This window comes from Streptomyces sp. NPDC012510 (genome assembly GCF_042955065.1).
Classification (GTDB): domain Bacteria; phylum Actinomycetota; class Actinomycetes; order Streptomycetales; family Streptomycetaceae; genus Streptomyces.
Genome location: NZ_JBIBEN010000005.1, coordinates 368,888 through 393,145 on the forward strand (window position 1 = coordinate 368,888; position 24,258 = coordinate 393,145).

The 24,258-nt window shown below is 70.2% G+C and carries 16 protein-coding genes and 1 tRNA gene; 7 read left to right on the forward strand and 10 right to left on the reverse strand.

Annotated features, from left to right (window positions below):
- Positions 1 to 4 precede the first annotated feature (4 nt).
- The 5 genes from ACFY9I_RS11995 to ACFY9I_RS12015 all read right to left on the reverse strand — a co-directional run bounded on the left by ACFY9I_RS11995 (position 5) and on the right by ACFY9I_RS12015 (position 4,413).
- Positions 5 to 598 (reverse strand): 50S ribosomal protein L25/general stress protein Ctc, encoded by a 594-nt coding sequence (locus tag ACFY9I_RS11995; protein WP_391000079.1) that lies wholly within the window; start codon positions 596 to 598, stop codon positions 5 to 7.
- Positions 599 to 786: 188 nt separating this feature from the next.
- Positions 787 to 1,761: a ribose-phosphate diphosphokinase gene (locus ACFY9I_RS12000; RefSeq protein ID WP_391000081.1), complete on the reverse strand. Its 975-nt coding sequence runs from the start codon at positions 1,759 to 1,761 to the stop codon at positions 787 to 789.
- A gap of 111 nt (positions 1,762 to 1,872) precedes the next feature.
- Positions 1,873 to 3,321, reverse strand: coding sequence for a bifunctional UDP-N-acetylglucosamine diphosphorylase/glucosamine-1-phosphate N-acetyltransferase GlmU (gene glmU, locus ACFY9I_RS12005; protein ID WP_391000084.1), 1,449 nt, complete (start codon positions 3,319 to 3,321; stop codon positions 1,873 to 1,875).
- 134 nt (positions 3,322 to 3,455) lie between these two features.
- Positions 3,456 to 3,530, reverse strand: a tRNA-Gln gene (locus tag ACFY9I_RS12010).
- Positions 3,531 to 3,540: 10 nt separating this feature from the next.
- Entirely contained in the window at positions 3,541 to 4,413 is an 873-nt protein-coding gene (locus ACFY9I_RS12015) for a hypothetical protein (protein WP_391000086.1), read from the reverse strand.
- Between the two features lie 167 nt (positions 4,414 to 4,580).
- On the opposite strand from ACFY9I_RS12015, the gene ACFY9I_RS12020 reads away from it, so the two are divergent.
- Positions 4,581 to 5,936, forward strand: coding sequence for a histidine kinase (locus ACFY9I_RS12020; protein ID WP_391000089.1), 1,356 nt, complete (start codon positions 4,581 to 4,583; stop codon positions 5,934 to 5,936).
- A 112-nt stretch (positions 5,937 to 6,048) separates the two neighbouring features.
- Here the strand turns inward: ACFY9I_RS12020 and ACFY9I_RS12025 are convergent, their stop codons facing one another.
- Positions 6,049 to 6,543, reverse strand: coding sequence for an SUKH-3 domain-containing protein (locus tag ACFY9I_RS12025; RefSeq protein WP_391000091.1), 495 nt, complete (start codon positions 6,541 to 6,543; stop codon positions 6,049 to 6,051).
- A 208-nt stretch (positions 6,544 to 6,751) separates the two neighbouring features.
- Complete coding sequence (locus ACFY9I_RS12030) at positions 6,752 to 7,252, reverse strand: YwqJ-related putative deaminase (RefSeq protein WP_391000094.1); 501 nt, start codon at positions 7,250 to 7,252, stop codon at positions 6,752 to 6,754.
- Between the two features lie 372 nt (positions 7,253 to 7,624).
- Here ACFY9I_RS12030 and ACFY9I_RS12035 point away from each other — a divergent pair, with 372 nt between their 5' ends.
- The 3 genes from ACFY9I_RS12035 (at position 7,625) to ACFY9I_RS12045 (ending at position 12,726) form a co-directional block, all read left to right on the forward strand.
- The gene (locus ACFY9I_RS12035; RefSeq protein ID WP_391000097.1) at positions 7,625 to 8,665 is read left to right on the forward strand and encodes an HNH endonuclease; all 1,041 of its coding nucleotides are present in this window, start codon (positions 7,625 to 7,627) and stop codon (positions 8,663 to 8,665) included.
- A 7-nt stretch (positions 8,666 to 8,672) separates the two neighbouring features.
- Positions 8,673 to 11,630 carry an SUKH-4 family immunity protein gene (locus ACFY9I_RS12040; protein WP_391000099.1) on the forward strand — a complete coding sequence of 986 codons (2,958 nt, stop codon included), beginning with the start codon at positions 8,673 to 8,675 and terminating at the stop codon, positions 11,628 to 11,630.
- A 208-nt stretch (positions 11,631 to 11,838) separates the two neighbouring features.
- Positions 11,839 to 12,726 carry a cellulose-binding protein gene (locus ACFY9I_RS12045; protein WP_391000102.1) on the forward strand — a complete coding sequence of 296 codons (888 nt, stop codon included), beginning with the start codon at positions 11,839 to 11,841 and terminating at the stop codon, positions 12,724 to 12,726.
- Between the two features lie 51 nt (positions 12,727 to 12,777).
- On the opposite strand, the gene ACFY9I_RS12050 is transcribed toward ACFY9I_RS12045, so the two are convergent.
- Positions 12,778 to 14,271, reverse strand: coding sequence for an MFS transporter (locus tag ACFY9I_RS12050; RefSeq protein WP_391000104.1), 1,494 nt, complete (start codon positions 14,269 to 14,271; stop codon positions 12,778 to 12,780).
- Between the two features lie 433 nt (positions 14,272 to 14,704).
- On the opposite strand from ACFY9I_RS12050, the gene ACFY9I_RS12055 reads away from it, so the two are divergent.
- Together ACFY9I_RS12055 and ACFY9I_RS12060 are read left to right on the forward strand one after the other, a co-directional pair.
- Positions 14,705 to 15,493 carry an ATP-binding cassette domain-containing protein gene (locus tag ACFY9I_RS12055; protein WP_391000106.1) on the forward strand — a complete coding sequence of 263 codons (789 nt, stop codon included), beginning with the start codon at positions 14,705 to 14,707 and terminating at the stop codon, positions 15,491 to 15,493.
- Positions 15,490 to 18,075: an FtsX-like permease family protein gene (locus tag ACFY9I_RS12060; protein WP_391000108.1), complete on the forward strand. Its 2,586-nt coding sequence runs from the start codon at positions 15,490 to 15,492 to the stop codon at positions 18,073 to 18,075. Before ACFY9I_RS12055 ends, ACFY9I_RS12060 begins: the two co-directional genes overlap by 4 nt.
- A 70-nt stretch (positions 18,076 to 18,145) precedes the next feature.
- Here the strand turns inward: ACFY9I_RS12060 and ACFY9I_RS12065 are convergent, their stop codons facing one another.
- Together ACFY9I_RS12065 and ACFY9I_RS12070 are read right to left on the reverse strand one after the other, a co-directional pair.
- On the reverse strand, positions 18,146 to 18,706 hold the full coding sequence (locus tag ACFY9I_RS12065) for a phospholipase A2 (protein WP_391000111.1): 561 nt from the start codon (positions 18,704 to 18,706) through the stop codon (positions 18,146 to 18,148).
- A 123-nt stretch (positions 18,707 to 18,829) separates the two neighbouring features.
- The gene (locus ACFY9I_RS12070) at positions 18,830 to 20,269 is read right to left on the reverse strand and encodes a DUF2079 domain-containing protein (protein WP_391000113.1); all 1,440 of its coding nucleotides are present in this window, start codon (positions 20,267 to 20,269) and stop codon (positions 18,830 to 18,832) included.
- A gap of 403 nt (positions 20,270 to 20,672) precedes the next feature.
- Between ACFY9I_RS12070 and mfd the strand changes: the two genes are divergently transcribed.
- The gene (gene mfd, locus ACFY9I_RS12075; protein WP_391000114.1) at positions 20,673 to 24,230 is read left to right on the forward strand and encodes a transcription-repair coupling factor; all 3,558 of its coding nucleotides are present in this window, start codon (positions 20,673 to 20,675) and stop codon (positions 24,228 to 24,230) included.
- Positions 24,231 to 24,258: the final 28 nt, after the last annotated feature.

Below are 24,258 nucleotides of genomic sequence, written 5' to 3' on the forward strand. Positions count from 1 at the left end.
AGGATCAGGCCTCGGCGGCCTCGGCACCCTCGGTCGACTCCTCCGACGGCTCCTCCGCCTGCGCGGCCAGAACCTGCAGCACCACGGCGTCGGACTCGACGGCCAGCGTCGTACCCTTCGGCAGCGTGATGTCCTTCGCCAGGACGGAGGCACCGGCCTCCAGACCCTCGACGGAGACCGTCACGGACTCCGGGATGTGTGTGGCCTCGGCCTCCACCGGCAGCGCGTTCAGCACGTGCTCCAGCAGGTTCCCACCCGGCGCCAGCTCACCCTCGGTGTGCACCGGGATCTCCACCGTGACCTTCTCGCCACGCTGAACCAGCTGCAGGTCGACGTGCTCCAGGAAACCCTTGATCGGGTCACGCTGCACCGACTTCGGAATCGCCAGCTCGTTGCTCTTGCCGTCGATGTCCAAAGAGATCAGGACGTTCGGCGTACGCAGCGCCAGCAGCAGGTCGTGGCCCGGAAGCGTCAGGTGGATCGGGTCGGAACCGTGACCGTACAGAACACCGGGAACCTTGGCGTCACGACGGATACGACGGGCGGCACCCTTGCCGAACTCGGTACGCGTCGACGCGACGAGCTTCACCTCGGACATGATCACTCCTCGTAGAAACAGGAACGGACGTGGTCACCCGGCCACGAACGGCCTGCTACGAAGAGCGCGTCGATAACGGACAGCCGCACCACCGTCCTGAGACGGAAACACGTACGGCCTCCCTCGCCGAGCAACTGCAGCAGTCTACTCGGAGAGGAAGGCCGTACCCAAAACGATCTACAACGTCCCTACTGCTCGTCGAACAGACTCGTCACCGAACCGTCCTCGAACACCTCACGCACCGCACTCGCGATCGTCGGAGCGATCGACAACACCGTGATCTTGTCCAGCTCCAACTCACTCGGCGTCGGCAGCGAGTTGGTGAACACGAACTCACTCACCTTCGAGTTCTTCAACCGATCGGCCGCCGGACCCGACAGCACACCGTGCGTCGCCGTCACAATGACATCCTCCGCACCATGCGCGAACAACGCGTCCGCCGCCGCGCAGATCGTGCCACCCGTGTCGATCATGTCGTCCACCAGGACACACACCCGACCCTTGACCTCACCCACCACCTCGTGGACGGTCACCTGGTTCGCCACGTCCTTGTCACGCCGCTTGTGCACGATCGCCAGCGGCGCACCGAGACGGTCACACCAGCGGTCCGCCACCCGCACACGCCCCGCGTCCGGAGACACCACCGTCAACTTGCTCCGGTCCACCTTCGCGCCCACATAATCCGCCAACAACGGCAACGCGAACAGGTGATCCACAGGCCCGTCGAAGAAACCCTGAATCTGGTCCGTGTGCAGGTCCACCGCCAGAATCCGGTCCGCACCCGCCGTCTTCATCAGATCCGCGATCAGACGCGCCGAGATCGGTTCACGCCCACGGTGCTTCTTGTCCTGCCGCGCGTAACCGTAGAACGGCACGATCACGGTGATGGACCGGGCCGACGCACGCTTCAACGCGTCGATCATGATCAACTGCTCCATGACCCACTTGTTGATCGGAGCCGTGTGGCTCTGGATCAAAAAGCAGTCCGCACCACGCGCCGACTCCTGGTAACGGACATAGATCTCACCGTTGGCGAAGTCGAAGGCCTTCGTCGGGACAACCCCGACACCCAACTGCTGGGCGATCTCCTCCGCAAGCTCGGGGTGGGCGCGGCCGGAGAAGAACATCATCTTCTTCTCGCCGGTCGTCTTGATCCCGGTCACAGCACTGTCTCCTCAGAGGTGTCTCAGCCGGGCACGCGAAAATCGCAGACTCAGCTGGGGTGCGGGTGTGCACTTATCACGGTACGACGTCCTTGGCGCACCTGTTTCCGGTCAGCCTTCGCTCTCGCCCTCCCGGGAAGCCGTCTCGGCCGCCTTCGCCGCCGCACTCCCCGGACGCTTACGGGCCACCCAGCCCTCGATATTCCGCTGCTGGCCACGGGCCACGGCCAACGAACCGGGCGGCACATCCTTCGTGATCACCGACCCGGCAGCGGTGTACGCACCGTCCCCGATCGTGACAGGCGCCACAAACATGTTGTCCGAACCCGTCTTGCAATGCGAGCCGACGGTGGTGTGATGCTTCTCCTCACCGTCGTAGTTCACGAACACGCTCGCCGCCCCGATGTTCGTGTACTCACCGATCGTCGCGTCACCCACATACGACAGATGCGGGACCTTCGTCCCCTCACCGATCTTCGCGTTCTTCGTCTCGACATACGTACCGATCTTGGCCTTGAGACCCAGACGGGTACCGGGACGCAAGTACGCGTACGGCCCCACGGTCGCCCGCGGGCCCACCTCGGCACCGTCCGCCACGGTGTTGTCCACCCGCGCCCCCGCCCCGACCCTCGTGTCCTTCAGCCGGCAGTTCGGCCCGACCTCCGCGCCCTCCGCGAGGTGCGTCGCCCCGAGGAGCTGCGTGCCCGGGTGGACCAGGGCGTCCTGCTCGAACGTGACGGTGACGTCGACCCAGGTGGTCGCCGGATCGACGACGGTCACCCCCGCCAGCATGGCCCCGGTCAGCAGCCGGTCGTTCAGGATGCGACGGGCCTCGGAGAGCTGCACACGGTTGTTGATACCGGCGATCTCACGATGGTCGCCGGCCACGGAGGCGCCGACCCGGTGCCCGGCCTCACGCAGGATCCCCAGAACGTCGGTGAGGTACTCCTCGCCCTGACTGTTGTCCGTCCTGACCTTCCCGAGCGCGTCCGCGAGCAGCTGACCGTCGAACGCGAACACCCCGGAGTTGATCTCACGGATCGCGCGCTGCGACTCGGTGGCGTCCTTGTGCTCGACGATCGTGGTCACGGCACCGGAGGCTCCGTCGCGGACGATCCGGCCGTAACCGGTGGCATCCGGGACCTCGGCGGTCAGCACGGTGACGGCGTTGCCGTCGGCGGAGTGGGTGGCGGCGAGGGCCTGCAGGGTGGCGCCGGTGAGCAGCGGCGTGTCACCGCAGACGACGACCACGGTCCCGTCGACGACCCCGCCGAGCTCTTCGAGCCCCATCCGCACGGCGTGCCCCGTGCCGTTCTGCTCCGCCTGGACGGCCGTCCGTACGCCGGGGTCGACCTCGGCGAGATGCGCCGTCACCTTCTCGCGGGCGTGCCCGACGACCACGACCAGGTTCTCCGGGTCCAACTCGCGTGCGGCGGCGAGGACGTGGCCCACCAGGGAGCGGCCACAGATGCTGTGCAGAACCTTGGGTGTGGCCGACTTCATACGGGTGCCCTCACCCGCTGCGAGTACGACGACGGCTGCCGGGCGGGTTGCGCTCACGGGGATGCCCTTCGGCTGTGGATGTGTGGGGTGTGGACATCCGCAGGATACCGGGGCGTTGTGAGGGGGAAATGTGAGCGGGTCCTGACCCGTCTTTCTTGGGGTCAGGACCCGAACTGAGGTCTTGTGTGCCGTGGCTCCCCCGCCAGGACTCGAACCTGAAATACATCATCCAAAGTGACGTGTGTTGCCAATTACACCACGGGGGACTAAAGCCGACTAACCGGACATTTCGTCAGGCTGTCGAGTGGCTCCCACCACTATGCCGTACCAAGACCCTTCGATGCGACGGTACAAGTCGGCACCCTGCAGGACTTTGATCACGAGGCAGCCTCGATAGGAGTCGCCCACGTTCTTGCGAACCGTCTTGGGGTTGTGCTTCTTGAGGGTCGTCTTGTTGAACGTGGAGTGATCGGCGTCGACGAGTTCGGCCCAGTACTTTTCCGCGCCTGTCACGTCAGCGCTCTCGTGGATCATCACGTTGAAGCGAAGGCGCTCGCGTTCGACCCCGAGGAGGGCGAGCCATGCGAGGAAGACCTGGATCATGCCCGGGTCGCTGTTGACGAAGGTGACGTTCTCTCGACGGTCGTACGGCTTGTCCTTGCTGCCCTCGGCCCAGTAGAGGCCTACGCCCACCAAAGACAGTTCGCGGGGTGAGAGGTTGCCGATCGCCTGCTTGGCGACCTCCTTGGTCTGCTGCCGTTCCTCGTCACGGATGCGGAGCTTCGCCTCCCAGCCCCGGCGGGCGATTGCCGCCGAATCCTCAGTCGAACGCTTGCGCTCCGGCTTCGGCAGGTCTCGTACCCAGAGCGAGATCGAGCTCTTCGAGCAGCCCAGCTCGACTTGGATCTGGTCGTACGTCCAGCCCTGGAGGCGTAGGTCTCGGGCCCGTGCCTTCAGGTCGTCCTTGGCGTTGGGGCGCTTGGTCCACTCCGGTGGGGGCTCGCCCTCCAGGAGGCGGTTGAGGATGTCGTTGTTGTCGACGTGGAGGCGGTCGCGGATCTGACGGCGGCTGAGGCCTGCTCGACGCAGGGTGATCGCCTGGTCGCGTAGGGCCTCGAAGTCGGCGTACTTGTTGTGTGGATGTGCCATGGGCATACCGTCCGGGCGGAATGAGGGGTTCCGGAGTCGAACGGTGGGCGATTCGGCAGTTCGAGGGATACCGGGCGGTTTCGCTTCTGTTCGAATGTGGGGCGTGGTGTAGGCCAGTACGGGAAACTCGCCGGAAAAGCGGGGGCGCTCGAACGTAGGCTTGGGTCATGACCACGACGGGGGAAGAGCACACCGGGGCCGGGTCCGGGGCGGGGGAGAGGGCCGGGCCGTGGTGGTGGGAGCGGCGGCGGGGGGCGTTGCTCGACGGTGGGCTGGCGTTGGTGTCGGCGGTGGAGTGTTCGGTGGAGGGGGTTGCCTTCGCGGACAACGCCGGGCTGCCGGAGGCCGTGGGGGTCGTGTTCGGGGCGTTGGCCGGTTCCGTGTTGTTGGTGCGGCGGATGTGGCCCGTTGTCGTCGTGTTGGTGTTCATCGCGGTCGCGCCTGCTCAGATGGGGTATCTGATGGGGCTCGTCGGGCTGTACACGCTGGCGGCGTCGGAGGCGCCGAGGCGGATCATCGGGGCGTTGTCGGGGATGGCGTTCGCGGGTGTGTTCATCGTGTGGTTCGTGCAGGCGGCGCGGAGCAATCTGCAGGGGGACGGGGCGGTTGGGGGCGGGGACGCGTTCGCGCCGTTCCTGGCGTCGACGGTGGCGATCGGGTTGACGGCGCCGCCGGTGCTGTTGGGGTTGTATGTGGGGGCGCGGCGGCGGTTGATGGAGAGTCTGCGGGAGCGTGCGGATTCGCTGGAGCGGGAGTTGCAGTTGCTCGCGGAGCGGGCGGAGGAGCGTGCGGAGTGGGCTCGGGGTGAGGAGCGGACGCGGATTGCGCGGGAGATGCATGACGTGGTGGCGCATCGGGTGTCGTTGATGGTGGTGCATGCGGCGGCGTTGCAGGCGGTGGCTCGGAAGGATCCGGAGAAGGCCGTCAGGAACGCGGCGTTGGTGGGGGATATGGGGCGGCAGGCGTTGACCGAGTTGCGGGAGATGCTCGGGGTGTTGCGGTCGGGGGAGGGTTTTTCGTCGATGGCGCGGGTGGACGCGGTGTCGGGGCCGGTTTCGGTGCCTTTGGCGGCGGTGGGGGTGGCGGCTGCGGCTGCGGCTTCGCGGGCGGAGGACGAGGTGGGTGAGGGGCCTTGTCTGGCGGAGTTGGAGGTGTTGGTGGGGCAGTCGGCTGCTGCGGGGATGGTGGTCGATTTGTCGGTGGAGGGGGAGGTGCGGGTGTATGCGGCGGAGGTGGAGCAGACGGCGTACCGGGTGGTGCAGGAGGCGTTGACGAACGTGCACAAGCATGCGGCGGGGGCGAAGACGCATGTGCGGCTCGCGCACCGGTCGGCGGAGATCGCGATGCAGGTGGAGAACGGGCCGCCGCCGGAGCCGGGGGCGGCGGGGGCGGCGCGGTTGCCGAGTGGGGGGAACGGGTTGCTCGGGATGAAGGAGCGGGTGGCCGAGTTGGGGGGCGTGTTTGTGTCGGGGCCGACGGAGGCTGGGGGGTTTCGGGTGTCGGCGGTGATTCCGGCGGTGTAGGGCCGCGTTTTGTTGGTGGGGTGTCCGGTGGTGCGGGTGGCCGGGGGTGGGTTTCGTGCATCGGCGTGGGATGGTGCGGTGAGCCTTTCGGTCGACGCCTCCGCGGGTGTCGTCAGCCGATGGTCAGGCGTACCGGGGCGGTGCCTGTGAGGAGTGTGGTGAGGGCGGCGTCGATGGTGGGGCCGAGGTACCAGTCGCCGGTGTGGTCGAGCGCGTAGGTGCGGCCTTGGGTGTCGATGGCGATGAGGGCTCGGGTGGCGGTCTCGTGGCCGAGGGGGCAGACCTCGGTGTCGAGGGCGCGGCCGAGGTCCCCGAGGGTGCGGGCCATGTGGAGGCCGTGCAGTGGGTCGAGGTGGAGGTCGGCGGGGGCGAGTCGGCGGCCGGGTCCCTGGGCGGTGAGGTGGAGGCCGCCGAATTCGGCCCAGGCCTCGACGGCGGCGGGGAAGACGGCGTGGCGGTGGCCGGCGGGGGAGGTGTGTTCGCGGAGGGTGTCGGCCCAGATTTCCGCCTGCTTTATGTCCCAGCGGCCTGGCTGCCATCCGGCGGTACGCAGGGCGGCGTCGACGGGGACGGAGAAGCGGGTGGAGGAGGTGCGGTCGGTGTGCATCTGCCCTTTGTTCGTCGGGGTTCGTCGGGGTTCGTTGAGGGTTCGTCGGGGTTCGTCGGTGGTTTGGACGGTGGCCGGGACATTGGCGTATCAGGCGGTCCTGTGTTCCCGGGGCCGTTTCGTGTGTTGTGACGCGATCTCCGGGAGGCGGGTTCCTGTGCCGGGGGCTTCGCGGGGTCCGGGCTCGGTTCACGCTTTCGGGCTCGGTTCAGTTGCCCTGTGTCGGGTCCACGATGCGGACGCCGAAGTGGGCGCTGAGGGCGGCGCAGGAGCGGCAGGGGGTGGCGAAGCCGCCGTGGAGGGGGTCGCCGTCCTCGCGGATGTGGCGGGTGGTGAGTTTGGCCTGCTTGAGGGCTTTGCGGGCTTCACCGTTGGTCATGGGTCTGCGGGCGGCGCGCTTGCTGCGGGCGGCGTCGGCGGTGGTGATGTGGCGGGAGATGAGGATGGCCTCGGCGCAGCGGCCGGTGAAGCGGTCGCGTCGGTCGGTGGCGAGGGAGTCGAGGAACTCCTGGACCAGGGGGTGTAGGGGTGGGGCTTGATCGCCGCGGGCGGCGGTGCCGGTGAGGGTTTCGCCGCGTACGGAGAGGGCGGCGGCCACGGTGGGCAGGATGCCGTCGCGGCGGTGGAGGAGGGTGGGGGTGTGTGGTTGTTCGGTGGTGCTCCAGCCGATGCGGGGGTCGCCCGAAGGTCCTGCCTGTGTCGCGCTCATTGTCGTCGTCCCCTCCTGTTGCATCCCCCGTCAGCGGACACAGAGTGCCAAACGGCGTGGCGGGTGCGGAAGCTGGGGCGGTGCGACACGCCCGTTCTTCGGCGCTGGGTGAGGGTGGTGTGACGGCTGGTCACGGAAGTGGTGGCCCGGTGACCGGGGTCGTGGTACCGCATAGGCTGTTGACAACCGCGACCCGTACGGGTCCCGTGTTCGAAGGTGGATCGAGAGCTGGCCGCGAGTGGATCGAGGGCTGGTCGAGGGCCGATCGGGCGGGGGCGTAGGACGGGTCGGGGGATCGGAGGGGGCCTGTGGAGGGCCTTTTTCGCAGCCAGCCAGAACAGGTCACACAGAACGCCGCAGGGGGCTACCGCCATGACGACAGGTCGGCTCGGGCTGGGGGCACCTCCCGGCCGCCAGGCTGGGGGACAAGCCGCGCCGCCGAACGCGGCCTATGCCGGGCAGGTCGTGCAGTTTCCGGACCCGGTCCGGGCTGCGCGTCATCCGAGGGGTGTTCGTGTTGACGCGCACGGTTTTCCGGATTTCTCGCCCTATGCGCGTGCTGCGGCGGAGATCGCCGATCCTCCGGAGGGGTTCGGGGTCGATGAGCTTCGGTTGACGGATTACGTGTCGGCGAACGCGGCGCTGGCGGCGACGGGGCATGAGTTGTGGGACACGATTCCGTCGGTGGCGACGCCGCACGGCTGGACGTGGCATCACGTGCCGGGTGGCCGTCGGCTGGAGTTGGTGCCGGTCGAGGTGAAGGCGTTGTTGCGGCATCACGGTGGGGTCGCGACGGCGCGTGTGGACCAGCACAAGCGGGGGACGCGGCCGTTGCAGGAGACGCGGCCGGCGCATTTCGGGTTGCCGAAGTCGTCGGCGGTGGCGGTGACCGAGGCGCAGGTGCAGGGGGTCGAGGAGGATCTCGGGTATCGGTTGCCGGGTGCGTACCGGTCGTTTTTGAAGGCGGCGGGTGGTTGTGCTCCGGTGGGGGCGGCGTTGGACGCGGAGTTGGGGCTGTTGGTGGATCAGCCGTTCTTCACGGTGCGTGACGAGGCCGCCGTCAATGATCTGGTCTATGTGAACAAGTGTCTGCGGGATCATCTGACGAAGGACTATTTGGCGGTCGCGTTCGCGCAGGGCGGGTTGCTCGCGGTGAAGGTGAAGGGTGACCGGGTGGGGTCGGTCTGGTTCTGCGCGTACGACGATGCCCGTGATGTCGATCCGTCGTGGTCGCCGGCTGAGCGGGTGGGGCGGTTGCTGCTCCCGGCCGGTGAGGATTTCGACGTGTTCCTGTCCCGGCTGGCGGGTAATCCGCCGGAGTTGGAGACGGTGGCGAACCTGATGGTGGACGGTGGCTTCGCACGTGCCGTGCCGGTCGCCGCGGGCGCTGCGGCGTCTTCGGTGGGGGAGTGAGTTTTCGATGGTGACGTTCGCTCAGGCGCAGGAGCGCGCCGAGGAGTGGATCAACGGGGATGTGCCGGGCTATCAGCACCGTGAGGTGCGGGTGCGGGAGTTCGACCTCGGGTTCGTGGTGTGGGCGGAGGACCGGGCGGACGGCCCGCGTTCCGATGGTGGCGGGCAGCGGTTGGTGATCGCCCGGGACAGCGGGGAGGCCACGTTGTGGCCGTCGTTGCCGGTGGGTGAGGTGATTCGCCGGTTCGAGGAGGAGTACGGCCGTACGGAGGCGGCTCCGGCTCCCGCGCCGGTGCCTCCGGCGCGGGTGGATCTGAATCAGACGTCGTTCCTGTTGACTCCGCCGGAGTGGTTGCAGGACGCGGCGGACAAGCTGGGGATTCCGGACCACCGTGCGGGTGCGGGTGCGGGTGCGGGTGGGGCCGATGGTGCGGGGTCCCGTCCGGCGGCTGCCTCCGCGGGTGCGGACGGTTCCGGCTCCTTGGGTGGTTCCTTGGGTGGTTCCTCGGGTGCAGGGGGGCTGTCCGGGCGGGGTGGTTCGATGCCCGAGACGCTGCCGGGGCCGGTGGGGCAGTCGCCCTCGGCCGGCCGCGGAGTGCCCGTCGCACCGGCCGACGCCACTCCGTGGCCGGACGCCGCGTCGGTGGAGGACGAGGTGCGGGACGCGGTGCCTCCGAGGGATGCCGAGCCGCAGGACGTGGTGCCGGCCGGGGCGACGCCGTGGGCCGGGACGGACACCAACGCCGAGGCCGAGGACGACCGTTCGGTGCCGTTGCCGGAGACGGTGTTCGCGCCGCAGTTGTCCGAGGTGAACGACGAGGACGACACCCCGGCGCCGTCCGGTGCGGCGCCGGACGCCAAGACCGCGTTGATCTCCGGGGGCAGTCAGCTCCCGCGTACGACGGTGGCGCCGGCGCTGGGCGTGCCGGGTTCCGATTCGGGCGTGCCGGGCGGCACTTCGCAGCCGGGACAGCAGCCGCCGACGGGTCCGGGGACTCCGCCGCCGGGTGCGCCGTCGTACGGGTACCCGCAGGGCCCCGGTGGCCCGGGCACTCCGCCGCCGGGTGCGTCGTCCTATGGCTATCCGCAGGGGTCCGGTGGTCCCGGTACGCCGCCGCCTGGCCGTCCGCTTGCGCCGCACGCCGGTGACATCGCCGACGCCGCCACGAGCAAGGCGGCGCCGCCTCCGCGTAGGGGCGGCCGGGGTGCGGGGCCCGGTACGCCTCCGCCTCCGGCTCCGCCCGGTACTCCGGGGACGCCGGGCGCCCGTCCGGGTGGCGCTCCCGCGCCGCAGTCCGGGCCCGGCGCTCCGGGCACTCCGGCGGGTGGATACGTGCCGACCCAGATGGTCTCCTCCCTGGGCCCGGACGGGCCGGAGGGCCTCGGTGCTCCGGGCCGGCCCGCTGGTGCCGGTGCTCCCGGTCAGCCGGGCGGTCCCGGCGCCCCCGGTGTGCCGCACGCGCCGGGGAGCACGCCGCCGGGGGGCATGCATCACGCGGCGACGATGCTGGCCGGGCCCGCGGTGGGCGGTCCTGGCGCGCCGCAGCCGCCGGGGCCTCCCGGCGCTCCGGGTCAGCCGGGCGCTCCCGGCGCTCCCGGTATGCCTGCTCCCGGTCAGCCGGGTGGGCCCGGTGCTCCCGGTGCTCCTGGTGTGCCCCAGCCGCCCGGGGGAACGCCCGCCGGTGGAGTGCACCATGCGGCGACGATGCTGGCCGGGCCTGCGGTGGGTGGTCCTGGCGCGCCCGGGGCTCCGGGGCAGCCGCCGGGTGCCCCCGGCCCCGTGCACCACGCCGAGACGATGCTGGCCGGGCCCGCGGTCGGTGGTCCCGGTGGCCCTGGTGCCCCGCAGCCGCCCGGCCCGCCCGGGATGCCGCCGGGGGCCCCGCAGGGGATGCACGGTCAGCCGGGTCAGCCGGGGCCGGTCCCCGGCCCGCAGGGGCAGCCGGTGGGTGCCCCGTCGGCGTACGGCTACCCGCAGCAGCCGACCGGGCAGCCGACCGTGGGCCCCGGCTACCAGGCCGTGCTGCGGTTCCGGGCGCCGGACGGTTCCGAGCAGCAGGTGATCCGGCGTTCGGCGCCGGGGACGCCGCACCCGGAGTGGCAGATCTTCCACGAGCTGCGGGGGATGAACATCCCGCCGGAGGCGGTGCTGGAGCTGCACACGGAGCTGGAGTCGTGTGAGCTGCCGGGGGCGTACTGCGCGCGGATGATCCGCGAGCAGTGGCCGAACGCGCGCATCACCTCCATCGCCCCGTACGGCAAGGACCATGCGAGCAGGCAGCAGGGTATGGCCCAGCTCATCGCGCACCAGGGTGAGTTGCACCAGGTAGCGGACGGTCCGGCGCGGCTCGCTCCGGTGCGGGCGCCGTTGCCGCCGGTGCAGCCGGCGCCGCCGATCCCGCCGGAGGGGATCGGGCAGGAGCTGGCGGCGGTGTTCGGGCCGGGCGTGTTCCGGTTCGACCAGCAGGCGGTGTCGCGGCAGGGTGTGCCGCCGATCGTGGCGCACACGCTCGTTGTGGCCGGACTGCCCGTCGACATGGGCCCGTTCTTCTGGGCGCAGGCGCAGCCGGGCCGCCCGGTGCCGACGCTGGCGGAGCTGGCGCAGGAGCGCGGTGTGCAGCCGGCGGCGGACGCGGGCTCGTACCTGGTGATGGGCAGCGACTTCGGCAAGGCGCTGTGTGTGCAGTACGGCACGGCGAACATCGTGGCGGTGCCGGTGGAGGCGGGGCCGGGCGGTGCGCCCGTGCCGCCGCAGTTCGTGAACACGGGCCTGCCCGAGTTCGCGCGCTGCCTCGCTCTGCTCGGCCGGATGTGGCGGCTTCGTTTCGGTCTGAACCAGGAGCAGGCAGGTCGCTGGACCGTCGACTTCCAGGCGCAGCTGGCGGCGCTCGACCCGGCGGCGCTGGCCTCGCCGGAGAGCTGGTGGTCGGTGCTGCTGGAGCAGATGTGGGACGGGTTGCTGTGATCCGTCGCGGCTGACGGCCGCCGCGCCGCCGGCTTGGCGCAAGGGCTCGGCCCGGTCTCGTACGACCGGTCCGGGCCCTTTTTCGTGCGCCCTGCCTTCTCGTCCCGTGCCCTCTGCGCGGAGTGTCGCGTTATGAACACTTCTGCCCGATACATCAAGATATGCGCGAAATCATCATTTCGTGTGCGTCCGGCGGAGAGGGCCCAGCATGAGCAGCGCACCGACGGCACCCCATGGCTTCGAGTTCGACGTCGTACGGCGTGGCTACCGCATCGACCAGGTCGACGCCTGCGCGGCGACGCTCTGGCGGGACCGGGACGCGGCGTGGGAGCGGGCCGCCCGGTTGACCGTGCTGGCCCGGGAGATGGGCGCGGAACTCGCCCGGCTGCGGGAGACGGTCGACGGTCTGGTCCCGCAGACCTACGAGGCGCTCGGTGGCCGGGCCCGGGAACTGTTCGAACTCGGCGAGGAGGTGGCCGAGGCCGTCCGTGAGGGCGGGCGCGAGGACGCCCGGCGGATCGTCGCCGACGCGGAGGAGGCCGGGCAGCGGCTGCGGGGTGCCGCGCAGGCGTACGCGGACGAGGTGCGCGGCGAGGCCGAGGAGCGGGCACAGCAGCGGTTGCTGGCCGCGCAGGCCGAGGCCGACGACCTGCGGATCGCGGCCCGGCGCTTTGTGAAGGAGAGGCGTGGCGAGGCCCTGGGTGCCCTGCGGGAGATGCGGGAGCGGGCCGACGGGATGCTCGCCGAACTCGACAAGGAGTTCGACGACCGGGTGGCCGACATCGAGCGGGGCGTCGCCGAGCGCGAGGCCGCCTTCGACGCCGTGCACGCCGAACGCCTCGCCCGCGCGGAGGCAGAGCTCGCCGACGCGGAGCGGGCCCTCGCCGAGGCGGAGGAGGTCGCGGCCCAGATGGAGGCCGAGGCCGAGGACCGTGCCGCCGAGGCACTCGCGGACGCCCGGCGGCGCGAGGAGTGGGCGGTACGGGAGACCGAACGGGTGTTGCGGGAGCACGGGGAGCGGTGGGACGAGCTGCGGGCGCAGATGGACCACGTACGCAGCAGTCTCTCCGCGTTGACCGGTCACGCGCCGGAGTAGCGACGTGGCGTGGTGAGTGTGTGTCAGCGGTGAGTGGCTGTGAGAGGGGCCTCACTTGAGTACCGGAAACCGTCGCGGCGCCACCACCAGCAGTACCGCGAACGCCACCGTCGCCGCGCACGCCGCGCCCAGGTACACGGCGTCGACCGCGTCCGCCACGGCTCGGCGGACCGGCTCGGCGGCGACACCGGCGTCGAGGGAGTGGGTGACGGCGTCCAGGTCGCCCGCGCCGCCCCCCAGCCGGGACGCCAGCACCCCGTTGGCGACCGCGCCGAAGGCCGCCGCGCCCAGGGTCTGGCCCGTCTGGCGGCAGAAGAGGATGGAGGCGGTGGCGGTGCCCCGCTCCTCCCACTCCACCGTGGACTGGACGCCGATGATCAAGGGCAGTTGGAAGAGGCCCAGCGCGGCTCCGAGGAGCAGCATGAGCAGGGTCGGTTGCCATGCCTCCCCGGGGTAGGGGAGGAGGGGGAACGTGAAGAGGAGGGCCGCTGCCGCCGCCATGCCCAGCAAGGCCGTGTCGCGGAAGCCGATACGGCGGTAGACGTGCTGGCTCAGGGCCGCCGACACCGGCCAGCTCAGGGTCCAGATCGAGACGACGAAACCGGCGGCCACCGGCGCCAGGCCCAGCACCGACTGGGCGTAGGTGGCGAGGAAGACGGTGGGCGCGACCATCAGCAGGCCCAGCGCGCCGAGGGCCAGGTTCACCGCCGCGATCGTGCGGCGGCGCCACACCCAGCCGGGGATGATCGGTTCGGCGGCGCGGCGCTCGATCAGCATCAGCGCCGCGATGAGGGCGACTCCCGTGCCCAGCAGGGTTGTCGAGGGCCAGGAGAGCCAGTCCCACGCGACCCCGCCCTGCACCAGCGCGGTCAGCAGGGCACCCCCACAGGCGAAGATCGTCAGTGCGCCGGCCCAGTCGATACGCGGCCGGCTGCCCGACTCCCGCCGGGGCTCGTGCAGATGACGGACCAGCAGCCACAGCGCCACCGCCCCGAGCGGGAGGTTGATGAGGAAGATCCAGCGCCAGTCCGCGTAGGCGGCGATCACCCCGCCCACCCCGGGGCCCGCCACCGCCGACACCGCCCACACCGTCGACAGCTTGGACTGGATCTTCGGGCGTTCTTCGAGCGGATACAGATCCGCCGCCAGCGTCTGCACCGTGCCCTGGAGCGCCCCTCCGCCGAGGCCCTGGACGATCCGGAAGGCGATCAGGGATGCCATGTTCCAGGCCAGCGCGCACAGCAGCGAGCCCAGCAGGAACAGGACCGCCCCGACGATCAGGACCGGTTTGCGGCCGAAGGTGTCCGAGAGCTTGCCGTAGACGGGGAGGGTGACGGTGACGGCCAGCAGATAGCCCGAGAACAGCCAGGAGAAGACGGAGAAGCCACCGAGGTCGGCGACGATCTGCGGTACGGCGGTCGAGACGATCGTGGAGTCCAGCGCGGCCAGCCCCATGGCCAGCATGAGGGCGGCCGTGACGGCTCCTCGACGGCCGGTTCCGGTGTGCTCCGCAGAGTCGCGTATCGCGGGTCGCGTGTCGCCCACCGGATTCCTTCCCCTTGCACCTATCTGCCGCCGACCACCATGCCATTGACCCTCACGCCACGGCAGGGTGCAGTCTGGTCGCACGAGGGAGGAGGCGAACCCCGAGGCCGTCTCCTCCCGGCGGGCGAGATCCCCTAGGGGTACCTCCGTACTACGGCTGGGGGAGGGCTGGTACCGCCGGAGGACGAGAGGGGATGCCTCCCGTCCTTAGTCTGGCTTTACGCCGCTGGGGGGCGGCGCACCGGAGCGGTGGGGGTGGGGTTTTCCCCAGCAGAAGACTGCGCTGGGCACCAGCGCGCCGGACCCCCTGCGGGCACCAGACTCATCGACACAGCACCTCGTACGACTCGGCACCTCGCACGATCTGGCACGTCGCACGATCTGGCACGTCGCTTCGTACGGCTCATTCGCTGACCGACTTAGGAGACATACCGTGACATCGGCTGTAACCATCACCAGGCACGGGGGTACTGGAGGGACTACGGCCGTTGCCGCGCGGGCGCGGCAGGTCATCAAGGCGTACGGGTCCGGTGAGACCCGTGTCGTCGCCCTCGACCATGTGGACGTGGACATCGCGCGGGGCCAGTTCACCGCGATCATGGGTCCCTCGGGATCCGGCAAGTCCACCCTCATGCACTGCCTCGCCGGACTCGACACCGTGACGAGCGGTCAGATCCACCTCGACGACACCGAGATCACCGGGCTGAAGGACAAGAAGCTCACCCAGCTCCGCCGGGACCGGATCGGGTTCATCTTCCAGGCGTTCAACCTGCTGCCGACGCTGAACGCGATAGAGAACATCACCCTGCCCATGGACATCGCCGGGCGGAAGCCGGACAAGGAGTGGCTGGGGAGGGTCGTCGACACCGTCGGGCTCTCCGACCGGCTCAAGCACCGGCCCACCCAGCTCTCCGGCGGCCAGCAGCAGCGTGTCGCCGTCGCCCGGGCGCTGGCCGCCCGGCCGGAGATCATCTTCGGTGACGAGCCGACCGGCAACCTGGACTCGCGGGCCGGCGCCGAGGTGCTCGGCTTCCTGCGCAGGTCGGTCGACGAGCTGGGCCAGACCATCGTCATGGTCACCCACGACCCGGTGGCCGCCTCGTACGCGGACCGCGTGCTCTACCTGGCCGACGGCCGGATCGTCGACGAGATGTTCAAGCCGACCGCCGAAGCCGTCCTCGACCGTATGAAGGACTTCGACGCCCGGGGGCGTACGTCATGACCGTCATGAAGACCTCGATGCGCAACTTCTTCGCGCACAAGGGACGGATGGCGCTGTCGGCCATCGCGGTCATGCTGTCGGTGGCGTTCGTGACGGGCACCCTCGTCTTCACCGACACGATGGGGACGACGTTCGACAAGCTGTTCGCTGCCACCGCCTCCGACGTCACGGTCTCCGTGGACAGCGGTGAGAAGGACGACGAGGTCTCGCGGACCGGCAGGCCCGAGTCGCTGCCCGCCTCTCTGGTGAAGCGGGTGGCCTCGGCGGAGGGCGTCGAGTCCGCCGAGGGCGTGGTCGGTTCGATGGACGTGACCGTAGTGAACAGCGAGAACGAGAACATGGGGTCCTCGACCGGCGCCCCGACCATCGCTGGCAACTGGACGAAGAACGACCTGCGTTCGATGGAGATCACCTCCGGCCACGCCCCGCGCGGCCCGACCGAGGTGATGGTCGACGCCGACACCGCCGACAAGCACGGCCTGAAGCTCGGCGACGAGCTGCGCACCATCACCGCCAGTGGTGACATCACCGCCCGGATCGTCGGCGTCGCCTCCTTCAAGGTGACCAATCCCGGTGCAGCCGTCGTCTTCTACGACACCGCCACCGCGCAGCGCGAACTCCTCGGCGCCACCGGCCGGTTCACCCAGATCAACGTCGCCGCCGCGGCCGGCGTCAGCGACACTCAGCTGAAGCGGAACGTCAGCTCGGTTCTGGCGGCGCAGGAGGCGTCGTACAAGGTCCGGACGCAAGCGGAGACCGCGGACGCCAACCGCAGCGACGTCGACGAGTTCATGAACGTGATCAAGTACGGGATGCTCGGCTTCGCCGGGATCGCGTTCCTCGTCGGCGTCTTCCTGATCATCAACACGTTCTCGATGCTGGTCGCCCAGCGCACCCGCGAGATCGGTCTGATGCGCGCCGTCGGCTCCTCCCGCGGCCAGGTCAACCGGTCGGTGCTCGTCGAGGCGACCCTGCTCGGCGTCCTGGGCTCGGCGGTGGGTGTCGGCGCGGGCGTCGGCCTCGCGGTCGGACTGATGAAACTCATGTCGGCCGTGGGCATGGAACTGTCCACCCGCGACCTGACGGTGCGGTGGACGACCCCGGCCATCGGCCTGCTGCTGGGCATCGTCGTCACGGTCCTCGCGTCCTATCTGCCCGCCCGCCGTGCCGGCAAGATCTCCCCGATGGCCGCACTGCGCGACGCCGGCACTCCGGCGGACGGCAGGGCCGGACTCGTACGGGGCCTGGTGGGCCTGGTCCTCGCCGGCGCCGGTGCCTTCGCGCTCTATCTGGCCGCCACCGCGGACAAGGCGAGCGAGGGCTCGCTGGTTCTGGGCGCGGGCATCGTCCTCAGCCTCATCGGCTTCGTGGTGATCGGCCCGCTCCTCGCGGGCGGTGTCGTCCGCGTGCTCAGCGCCGTGCTGCTGCGGGCCTTCGGCCCGGTCGGCCGCATGGCCGAGCGCAACGCGCTGCGCAACCCGCGCCGCACGGGCGCCACCGGAGCGGCCCTGATGATCGGCCTGGCCCTGGTCGCCTGCCTCTCCGTGGTCGGCTCGTCCATGGTGACCTCCGCCACCGACGAGCTGGACAGGTCGGTCGGCGCCGACTTCATCATCATGGCGGGCGACGGCGGCAAGCCGATCAATCCCGCCACGGTCAAGGCGGTGGAAGGAGTCCCGGGCCTCGGCCACGTCACCCGTCTGAAGGAGACACCGGCCGAGGTGACCGCGCCGGACGGCACGTCCCAGTCGGGTCAGATGCTCGCCGCCGAGTCCACCTACGCCGAGGACCTGCGCCGCGAGACGCTCTCCGGTGACCTGTCGGCCGCGTACGGCGACAACGCGATGTCCGTCGGCTCCGAGTTCGCCGAGAAGGCGGGCGTGAAGGTCGGCGACACACTGACCGTCGCTTTCACCGGGGGCCGCACGGCCGAGCTGAGGGTCGCGGCCATCACCTCGGACGACACGGGGCTCGACCAGGGCGCGATGTACACCAGCATCACGACGGTCGAGCGTCATGTGCCGGCCGAGCGGCTGCCGCTGGACACGGCCCTGTTGGCCAAGGCGGACGAGGGCGGCAAGGACCGGGCGTACGCCGCGCTCAAGACCGCCGTCTCCAAGGATCCCACGGTCAAGGTCATGGACCAGACCGACTACAAGCAGAACCTGAAGGACCAGGTCGGCCAGCTGCTCAGCATGGTCTACGGTCTGCTGGCCCTGGCGATCATCGTCGCGGTCCTCGGCGTCGTGAACACCCTGGCCCTGTCGGTGGTCGAGCGCACCCGGGAGATCGGCCTCATGCGGGCCATCGGCCTCTCCCGCCGCCAGCTGCGCCGCATGATCCGGCTGGAGTCCGTGGTGATCGCCCTGTTCGGCGCGCTGCTGGGGCTGGGTCTGGGGATGGGCTGGGGCGCGACCGCCCAGAGGCTCCTCGCCCTGGAGGGCCTGAAAGTCCTGGACATTCCGTGGCCGACCATCATCGGGGTGTTCATCGGCTCGGCGTTCGTCGGACTGTTCGCGGCACTGATCCCCGCCTTCAGGGCGGGACGGATGAACGTACTCAACGCGATCGCGACGGAGTAGCGCGGCGGGGCATGGGCCGGGGGGCCGGCGGGGCGTGGGCAGTGATGCCACGCCCCGCCGGACGTCGTTCTCAGTCGAAGGAGCGGACGGCCGAGTAGTACTTCTTCGCCGTCTTCAGACAGGCCGCCTTGGCCTTCTTGCGCGCGGCGGGCGTCAGGGGGTCGGCCCAGAACCTCTGGCCGCAGGCCCGGTTCATATCGCCGAGCATCGCCTTGTCGATCCGGAGCTTGTGGGACCGCTTGAACGCGGCCTTGCCCGCGATCTTCTTGTAGTTGCGGTACCCGAAGTCATGCCGATAGCACGCGAACGAGAAGTCGTACCCGCCCGCGATTTTCTCCGGTGCCCAGGAGCAGTAGTCGGTGTCCCAGTTGAACTTGTACTTCTTGATTGCCTGCTTGTTCGTCCGGTGCTGACCGAGCGCCGTGTACCACTTGGTCTGGGAGGCGGACGAGTCCCCCGTCACCGTCTTCAGCTTCGCGAGCCTCTGTGCCTTGGTCGGGGCCGCGGCGGCGGCCTGCGTGGACGGTGCGCCGTCCGACCGGGCGGGACCGGCCAGGGCGGGTGCGGCACCGGTGAGAAGGAGGACTCCCGAAAGGGCGGCTCCGGGAATTGCTCTGCGTAACGTGGTCAAGGCTGCTTTCCTTTTCTGCTCGGCTGCTGGAAGCGATTGCAACGATGACACGTCGGGTAAGTGCGGGCTATTGTCCTTTCGGGCGGTGGGAAAATGAATTCTATATTCCGCATCTCCCTTTTCTCAGATGCGCCCCAAAAGGACATAACCCTGGATGACGCCCTTCAGTTCGTACCGGGCCCGCGGATGCAGCTGACGGGCGTACCCGGGGACGTCCTTGACCCAGCCCGAGGCGTTGTTGAAGACGATGTAGTCCGGCGCGAGGCCCTTGGTCCGGCCGATCCAGAAGACGCGGCAGCGGGAGGTCAGCCGGCTGATGGGGCCGATGTTGGACTCGACGGTGGCCCCGTCCGGGATGGTGCCCAGCAGCTTCTCCACGGCCCTGACCCGGTCCGGGACGCGGTAGGCGTCGGCCTGGGTCAGGGTGCCCAGCGGCAGCGCGGTCGTCAGCGCGAGCGAGGCGGCGGTGACCGCGGTGGGCAGATGCAGGGCGTACGAGCGCAGCCACGGGCGGGGGCTGTGACGGGCGGTGGTGAGCGCGTCGACCAGCGCGAGGGTGACGATCGGCATCAGAACGGCGCTGTAGTGCCAGTCCGTGCCCCAGTAGTGGTGGTCGGAGGAGACGAACCGCCAGCCGAGGGTGGGCAGGACGGCCAGAAGCAGGGGGGAGCGCAGGGCGAGCAGTCCGCTGGTCGGGATCAGTAGCCACAGGACGGTACGGATCTTGACGTCCAGACCGTCGAAGGGACCGGCGCCGCCGACCTTGGCCAGGTAGTCGGAGCCGCCGCTCGTGTTGAAGGCCGGGATGATCATGGTGAAGGCGAGCAGCGTGGCGACCGTGCCGAACGAGGCGACCGCGAGGGCGTACGGCACCGCACGCGGCGAACCGTGCCGCCGGGCCCGCAGCGCGACCACCACCCCGATGACCGCGAGCGTCAGCCCCTGGTCCTCCTTGACCAGCACCAACGGCAGCGCCCAGAGCAGCGCCGCGCGCCACCGGTGCCGCAGCAGGGCTTCCAGCGAGAACGCGATCAGCGGGGCCGCGAAGCAGATCTCGTGGAAGTCGAAGTCCACGGCCTTCTGCAGCCCCCACGACAGCCCGTACGCCACCCCCAGCGCGAGTCCCCGTGCCCGCCCGAGCAGCCGTGTCGCCACCCGCGTCACGGGTATCGCCGACACCGCGAACAGCGCCGCCTGGACGACGAGCAGGGTCACCGGGGAGGGGAACACCCGGTAGAAGGGCGCGAGCAGCATGGTGACCGGACTGAAGTGGTCCCCGAGAACGTTGTAGCCCGGCCCCTTCAGTTCGACGATCGGCGTCTGGAAGTGCGCGTACGCCCGCACCGCCTGCTCGTAGATGCCCAGGTCGTACGAGCGGGTCCCCATCCGCCGGAACCGCCCGACCGACACGGCCGCGTACGCCGCGAACAGCACGACCGCGAGCACGTACGGCTCCCGGCCCGCGAGGAGGAACCGCCGGCCAGGACGCGTGGGCGAGCCCGCCGACGTGACCGGGGCGGGTATGAGCGCCGAGGGATGCGTGGAGGGGGCGCTCGGGACCATAGGGGCTCACGTTCGGATGGGGGAGGTGTGACGGCGTGCCTCAAAAGACTAGGCGCCCCTGAGAAGCAGAGGGCGCAGCCCCTGCTTCTCAGGGGCGCGGGGAACTGCGCGAGCAACCCCCACCCGGACCCGCGCCGGGGTGTCGAAGGGGCGCAGCCCTTCTACGGGGGACAGGCAGGGGCGGCGGAGGCGAGACACAACACGTCCACACCCCCCACACCGCTCGTCGTACCCTGGACACCCCCGGCCCGTCACACGAGTCCGGGCGTTCGTGTTGCCCCCGGCTCCCCCGAACCGCAGCCCCACAACCAGCCTCAAGCACCCCAAGCCAGCCCCACGGCCAGTTCAAGCCACCCAAGCCAACAGCCCCCCACCTTGCCCACCCGGACGGGAAACGCCCCGAATGAGCCTTCACGGTCTGCTAGACGCCGTAGTCAAGGACGCCCCCCTCGCCGAAGCGATCAGGGCGGCGGCCGACGGCCGCCGTACCCACGTCGACCTGGTGGGCCCACCGGCCGCCCGCCCCTTCGCGGTGGCCGCCCTGGCCCGCGACACCGGCCGCCCCGTACTCGCCGTGACGGCGACGGGTCGCGAGGCCGAGGACCTGACGGCGGCCCTGCGCTCGCTCCTGCCCCCGGAGGGCGTGGTGGAGTACCCGGCGTGGGAGACCCTCCCGCACGAGCGCCTCAGCCCGCGCAGTGACACCGTCGGCCGCCGTCTCGCCGTACTGCGCCGTCTGACCCACCCGAGCCCGGACGACCCGGAGACCGGCCCGGTGTCGGTGGTCGTCGCGCCCGTCCGCTCGGTCCTCCAGCCCCAGGTCAAGGGCCTGGGCGACCTGGAGCCCGTCGCGCTGCGCTCGGGCGGGACCGCCGACCTGAACCGTACGGTCGAGGCGCTGGCGGCTGCCGCGTACTCGCGGGTCGAACTGGTCGAGAAGCGCGGCGAGTTCGCCGTACGCGGCGGCATCCTGGACGTGTTCCCGCCGACCGAGGAGCACCCCCTCCGGGTGGAGTTCTGGGGCGACGACATCGAGGAGATCCGGTACTTCAAGGTCGCCGACCAACGCTCCCTCGAGGTCGCCGAGCACGGCCTGTGGGCACCGCCGTGCCGTGAACTCCTCCTCACGGACGACGTACGTGAGCGCGCGCGTGTCCTGGCCGAACGCCATCCGGAACTCGGCGAACTCCTGGGCAAGATCGCCGAAGGCATCGCCGTCGAAGGCATGGAATCCCTCGCTCCGGTCCTCGTCGACGACATGGAACTGCTGATCGACGTCCTGCCGAAGGGCGCCATGGCGGTGGTGTGCGACCCGGAGCGGGTGCGCACGCGCGCGGCGGACCTGGTGGCCACCTCGCAGGAGTTCCTGCAGGCGTCGTGGGCGGCCACCGCCGGGGGCGGCGAGGCGCCCATCGACGTCGGCGCGGCCTCGCTCTGGTCCATCGCGGACGTGCGGCACCGGGCGCGTGAGCTGGACATGATGTGGTGGTCGGTGTCGCCGTTCGCGGCCGACGAGGAACTGACGGACACATACGCCGCTGACGCGGCGGCCGACACCCTCAAGCTGGGCATGCACGCGCCCGAGACCTATCGCGGCGACACCGCCAAGGCGCTCGCGGACACCAAGGGCTGGCTCGCCGACGGCTGGCGCACGGTCTTCGTGACGGAGGGCCACGGGCCGGCCGCCCGCACGGTCGAGGTCCTGGGCGGCGAGGGGATCGCGGCCCGTCTGGAGGCCGACCTGGGGCGGATCGCCCCGTCCGTCGTGCATGTGGCGTGCGGCTCGATCGACTACGGCTTCATCGACCCCGCCCTCAAGCTGGCGGTCCTCACGGAGACCGACCTCTCCGGCCAGAAGGCGGCCGGCAAGGACGGCGCCCGGATGCCCGCCCGCCGCCGCAAGACCATCGACCCGCTCACCCTGGAGGCGGGCGACTACATCGTCCACGAGCAGCACGGCGTCGGCCGCTACATCGAGATGGTCCAGCGGACCGTGCAGGGCGCGACCCGCGAGTACCTGGTCGTCGAGTACGCCCCCGCCAAGCGCGGCCAGCCCGGTGACCGCCTCTACATCCCCACCGACCAGCTCGAACAGATCACCAAGTACGTCGGTGGCGAGGCGCCCACCCTGCACCGCCTGGGCGGCGCCGACTGGACGAAGACCAAGGCGCGGGCCAAGAAGGCGGTCAAGGAGATCGCCGCCGACCTGATCAAGCTGTACTCGGCCCGGATGGCGGCGCCCGGTCACGCGTTCGGTGCGGACACCCCATGGCAGCGCGAACTGGAGGACGCCTTCCCGTACGCGGAGACCCCCGACCAGCTGACCACGATCGCCGAGGTCAAGGAGGACATGGAGAAGACGGTCCCCATGGACCGTCTGATCTGCGGCGACGTCGGCTACGGCAAGACGGAGATCGCGGTCCGGGCCGCCTTCAAGGCCGTCCAGGACGGCAAGCAGGTGGCCGTGCTGGTGCCCACGACGCTGCTGGTGCAGCAGCACTTCGGCACGTTCAGCGAGCGGTACTCGCAGTTCCCGGTGAACGTCCGGGCCCTGTCCCGCTTCCAGACCGACACCGAGGCCAAGGCCACCCTGGAGGGCCTGCGCGAAGGGGCGGTCGACATCGTCATCGGCACCCACCGCCTCTTCTCCTCCGAGACGAAGTTCAAGGACCTGGGTCTGGTCATCGTCGACGAGGAGCAGCGCTTCGGCGTCGAACACAAGGAGCAGCTCAAGAAGCTGCGCGCCAACGTCGATGTACTCACGATGTCGGCCACCCCGATCCCCCGGACCCTGGAGATGGCGGTCACGGGCATCCGGGAGATGTCGACGATCACCACCCCGCCGGAGGAGCGCCACCCGGTGCTCACCTTCGTCGGCCCGTACGAGGAGAAGCAGATCGGCGCGGCCATCCGCCGCGAACTCCTGCGCGAGGGCCAGGTCTTCTACATCCACAACCGGGTGGAGTCGATCGACCGTGCGGCGGCCCGGCTGCGCGAGATCGTCCCGGAGGCGAGGATCGCGACCGCCCACGGCCAGATGTCGGAACAGGCTCTGGAACAGGTCGTCGTCGACTTCTGGGAGAAGAAGTTCGACGTCCTCGTCTCGACGACGATCGTGGAGTCGGGCATCGACATCTCGAACGCCAACACGCTGATCGTGGAGCGCGGCGACAACTTCGGCCTGTCCCAGCTGCACCAGCTCAGGGGCCGCGTGGGACGAGGCCGGGAGCGCGGCTACGCGTACTTCCTCTACCCGCCCGAGAAGCCCCTGACGGAGACCGCCCACGAACGCCTCGCCACCATCGCCCAGCACACGGAGATGGGCGCGGGCATGTACGTGGCGATGAAGGACCTGGAGATCCGGGGCGCGGGCAACCTGCTGGGCGGCGAACAGTCCGGCCACATCGCGGGCGTCGGCTTCGACCTCTACGTCCGTATGGTCGGCGAGGCCGTCGCGGACTACCGGCGCCAGCTGGAGACCGGCGAGATCGAGGAGGAGCCGCCGCTCGAGGTCAAGATCGAGCTGCCGGTCGACGCACACGTCCCGCACGACTACGCCCCCGGCGAGCGGCTGCGGCTCCAGGCCTACCGGGCCATCGCGTCCGTCAACAACGAGGCCGACGTCGCGGCGGTGCGCGAGGAACTCGTCGACCGCTACGGCAAGCTGCCCGAGCCGGTGGAGAACCTGCTGCTGGTCGCCGGGCTGCGCATGCTCGCCCGCGCCTGCGGCGTGGGGGAGATCGTCCTCCAGGGCACCAACATCCGGTTCGCTCCCGTGGAGTTGCGGGAGTCGCAGGAGCTGCGCCTCAAGCGGCTGTATCCGGGAACGGTCATCAAGCCGGCCGTCCACCAGGTGCTGGTGCCCCGCCCGAAGACGGCGAAGGTGGGCGGGAAGCCGCTGGTCGGCCGGGAGCTGCTGGGGTGGACCGGGGAGTTCCTGGCGTCGATCCTGGGGTCGTGAGTACCGCGGCCCCGACCGGAAGAACTCC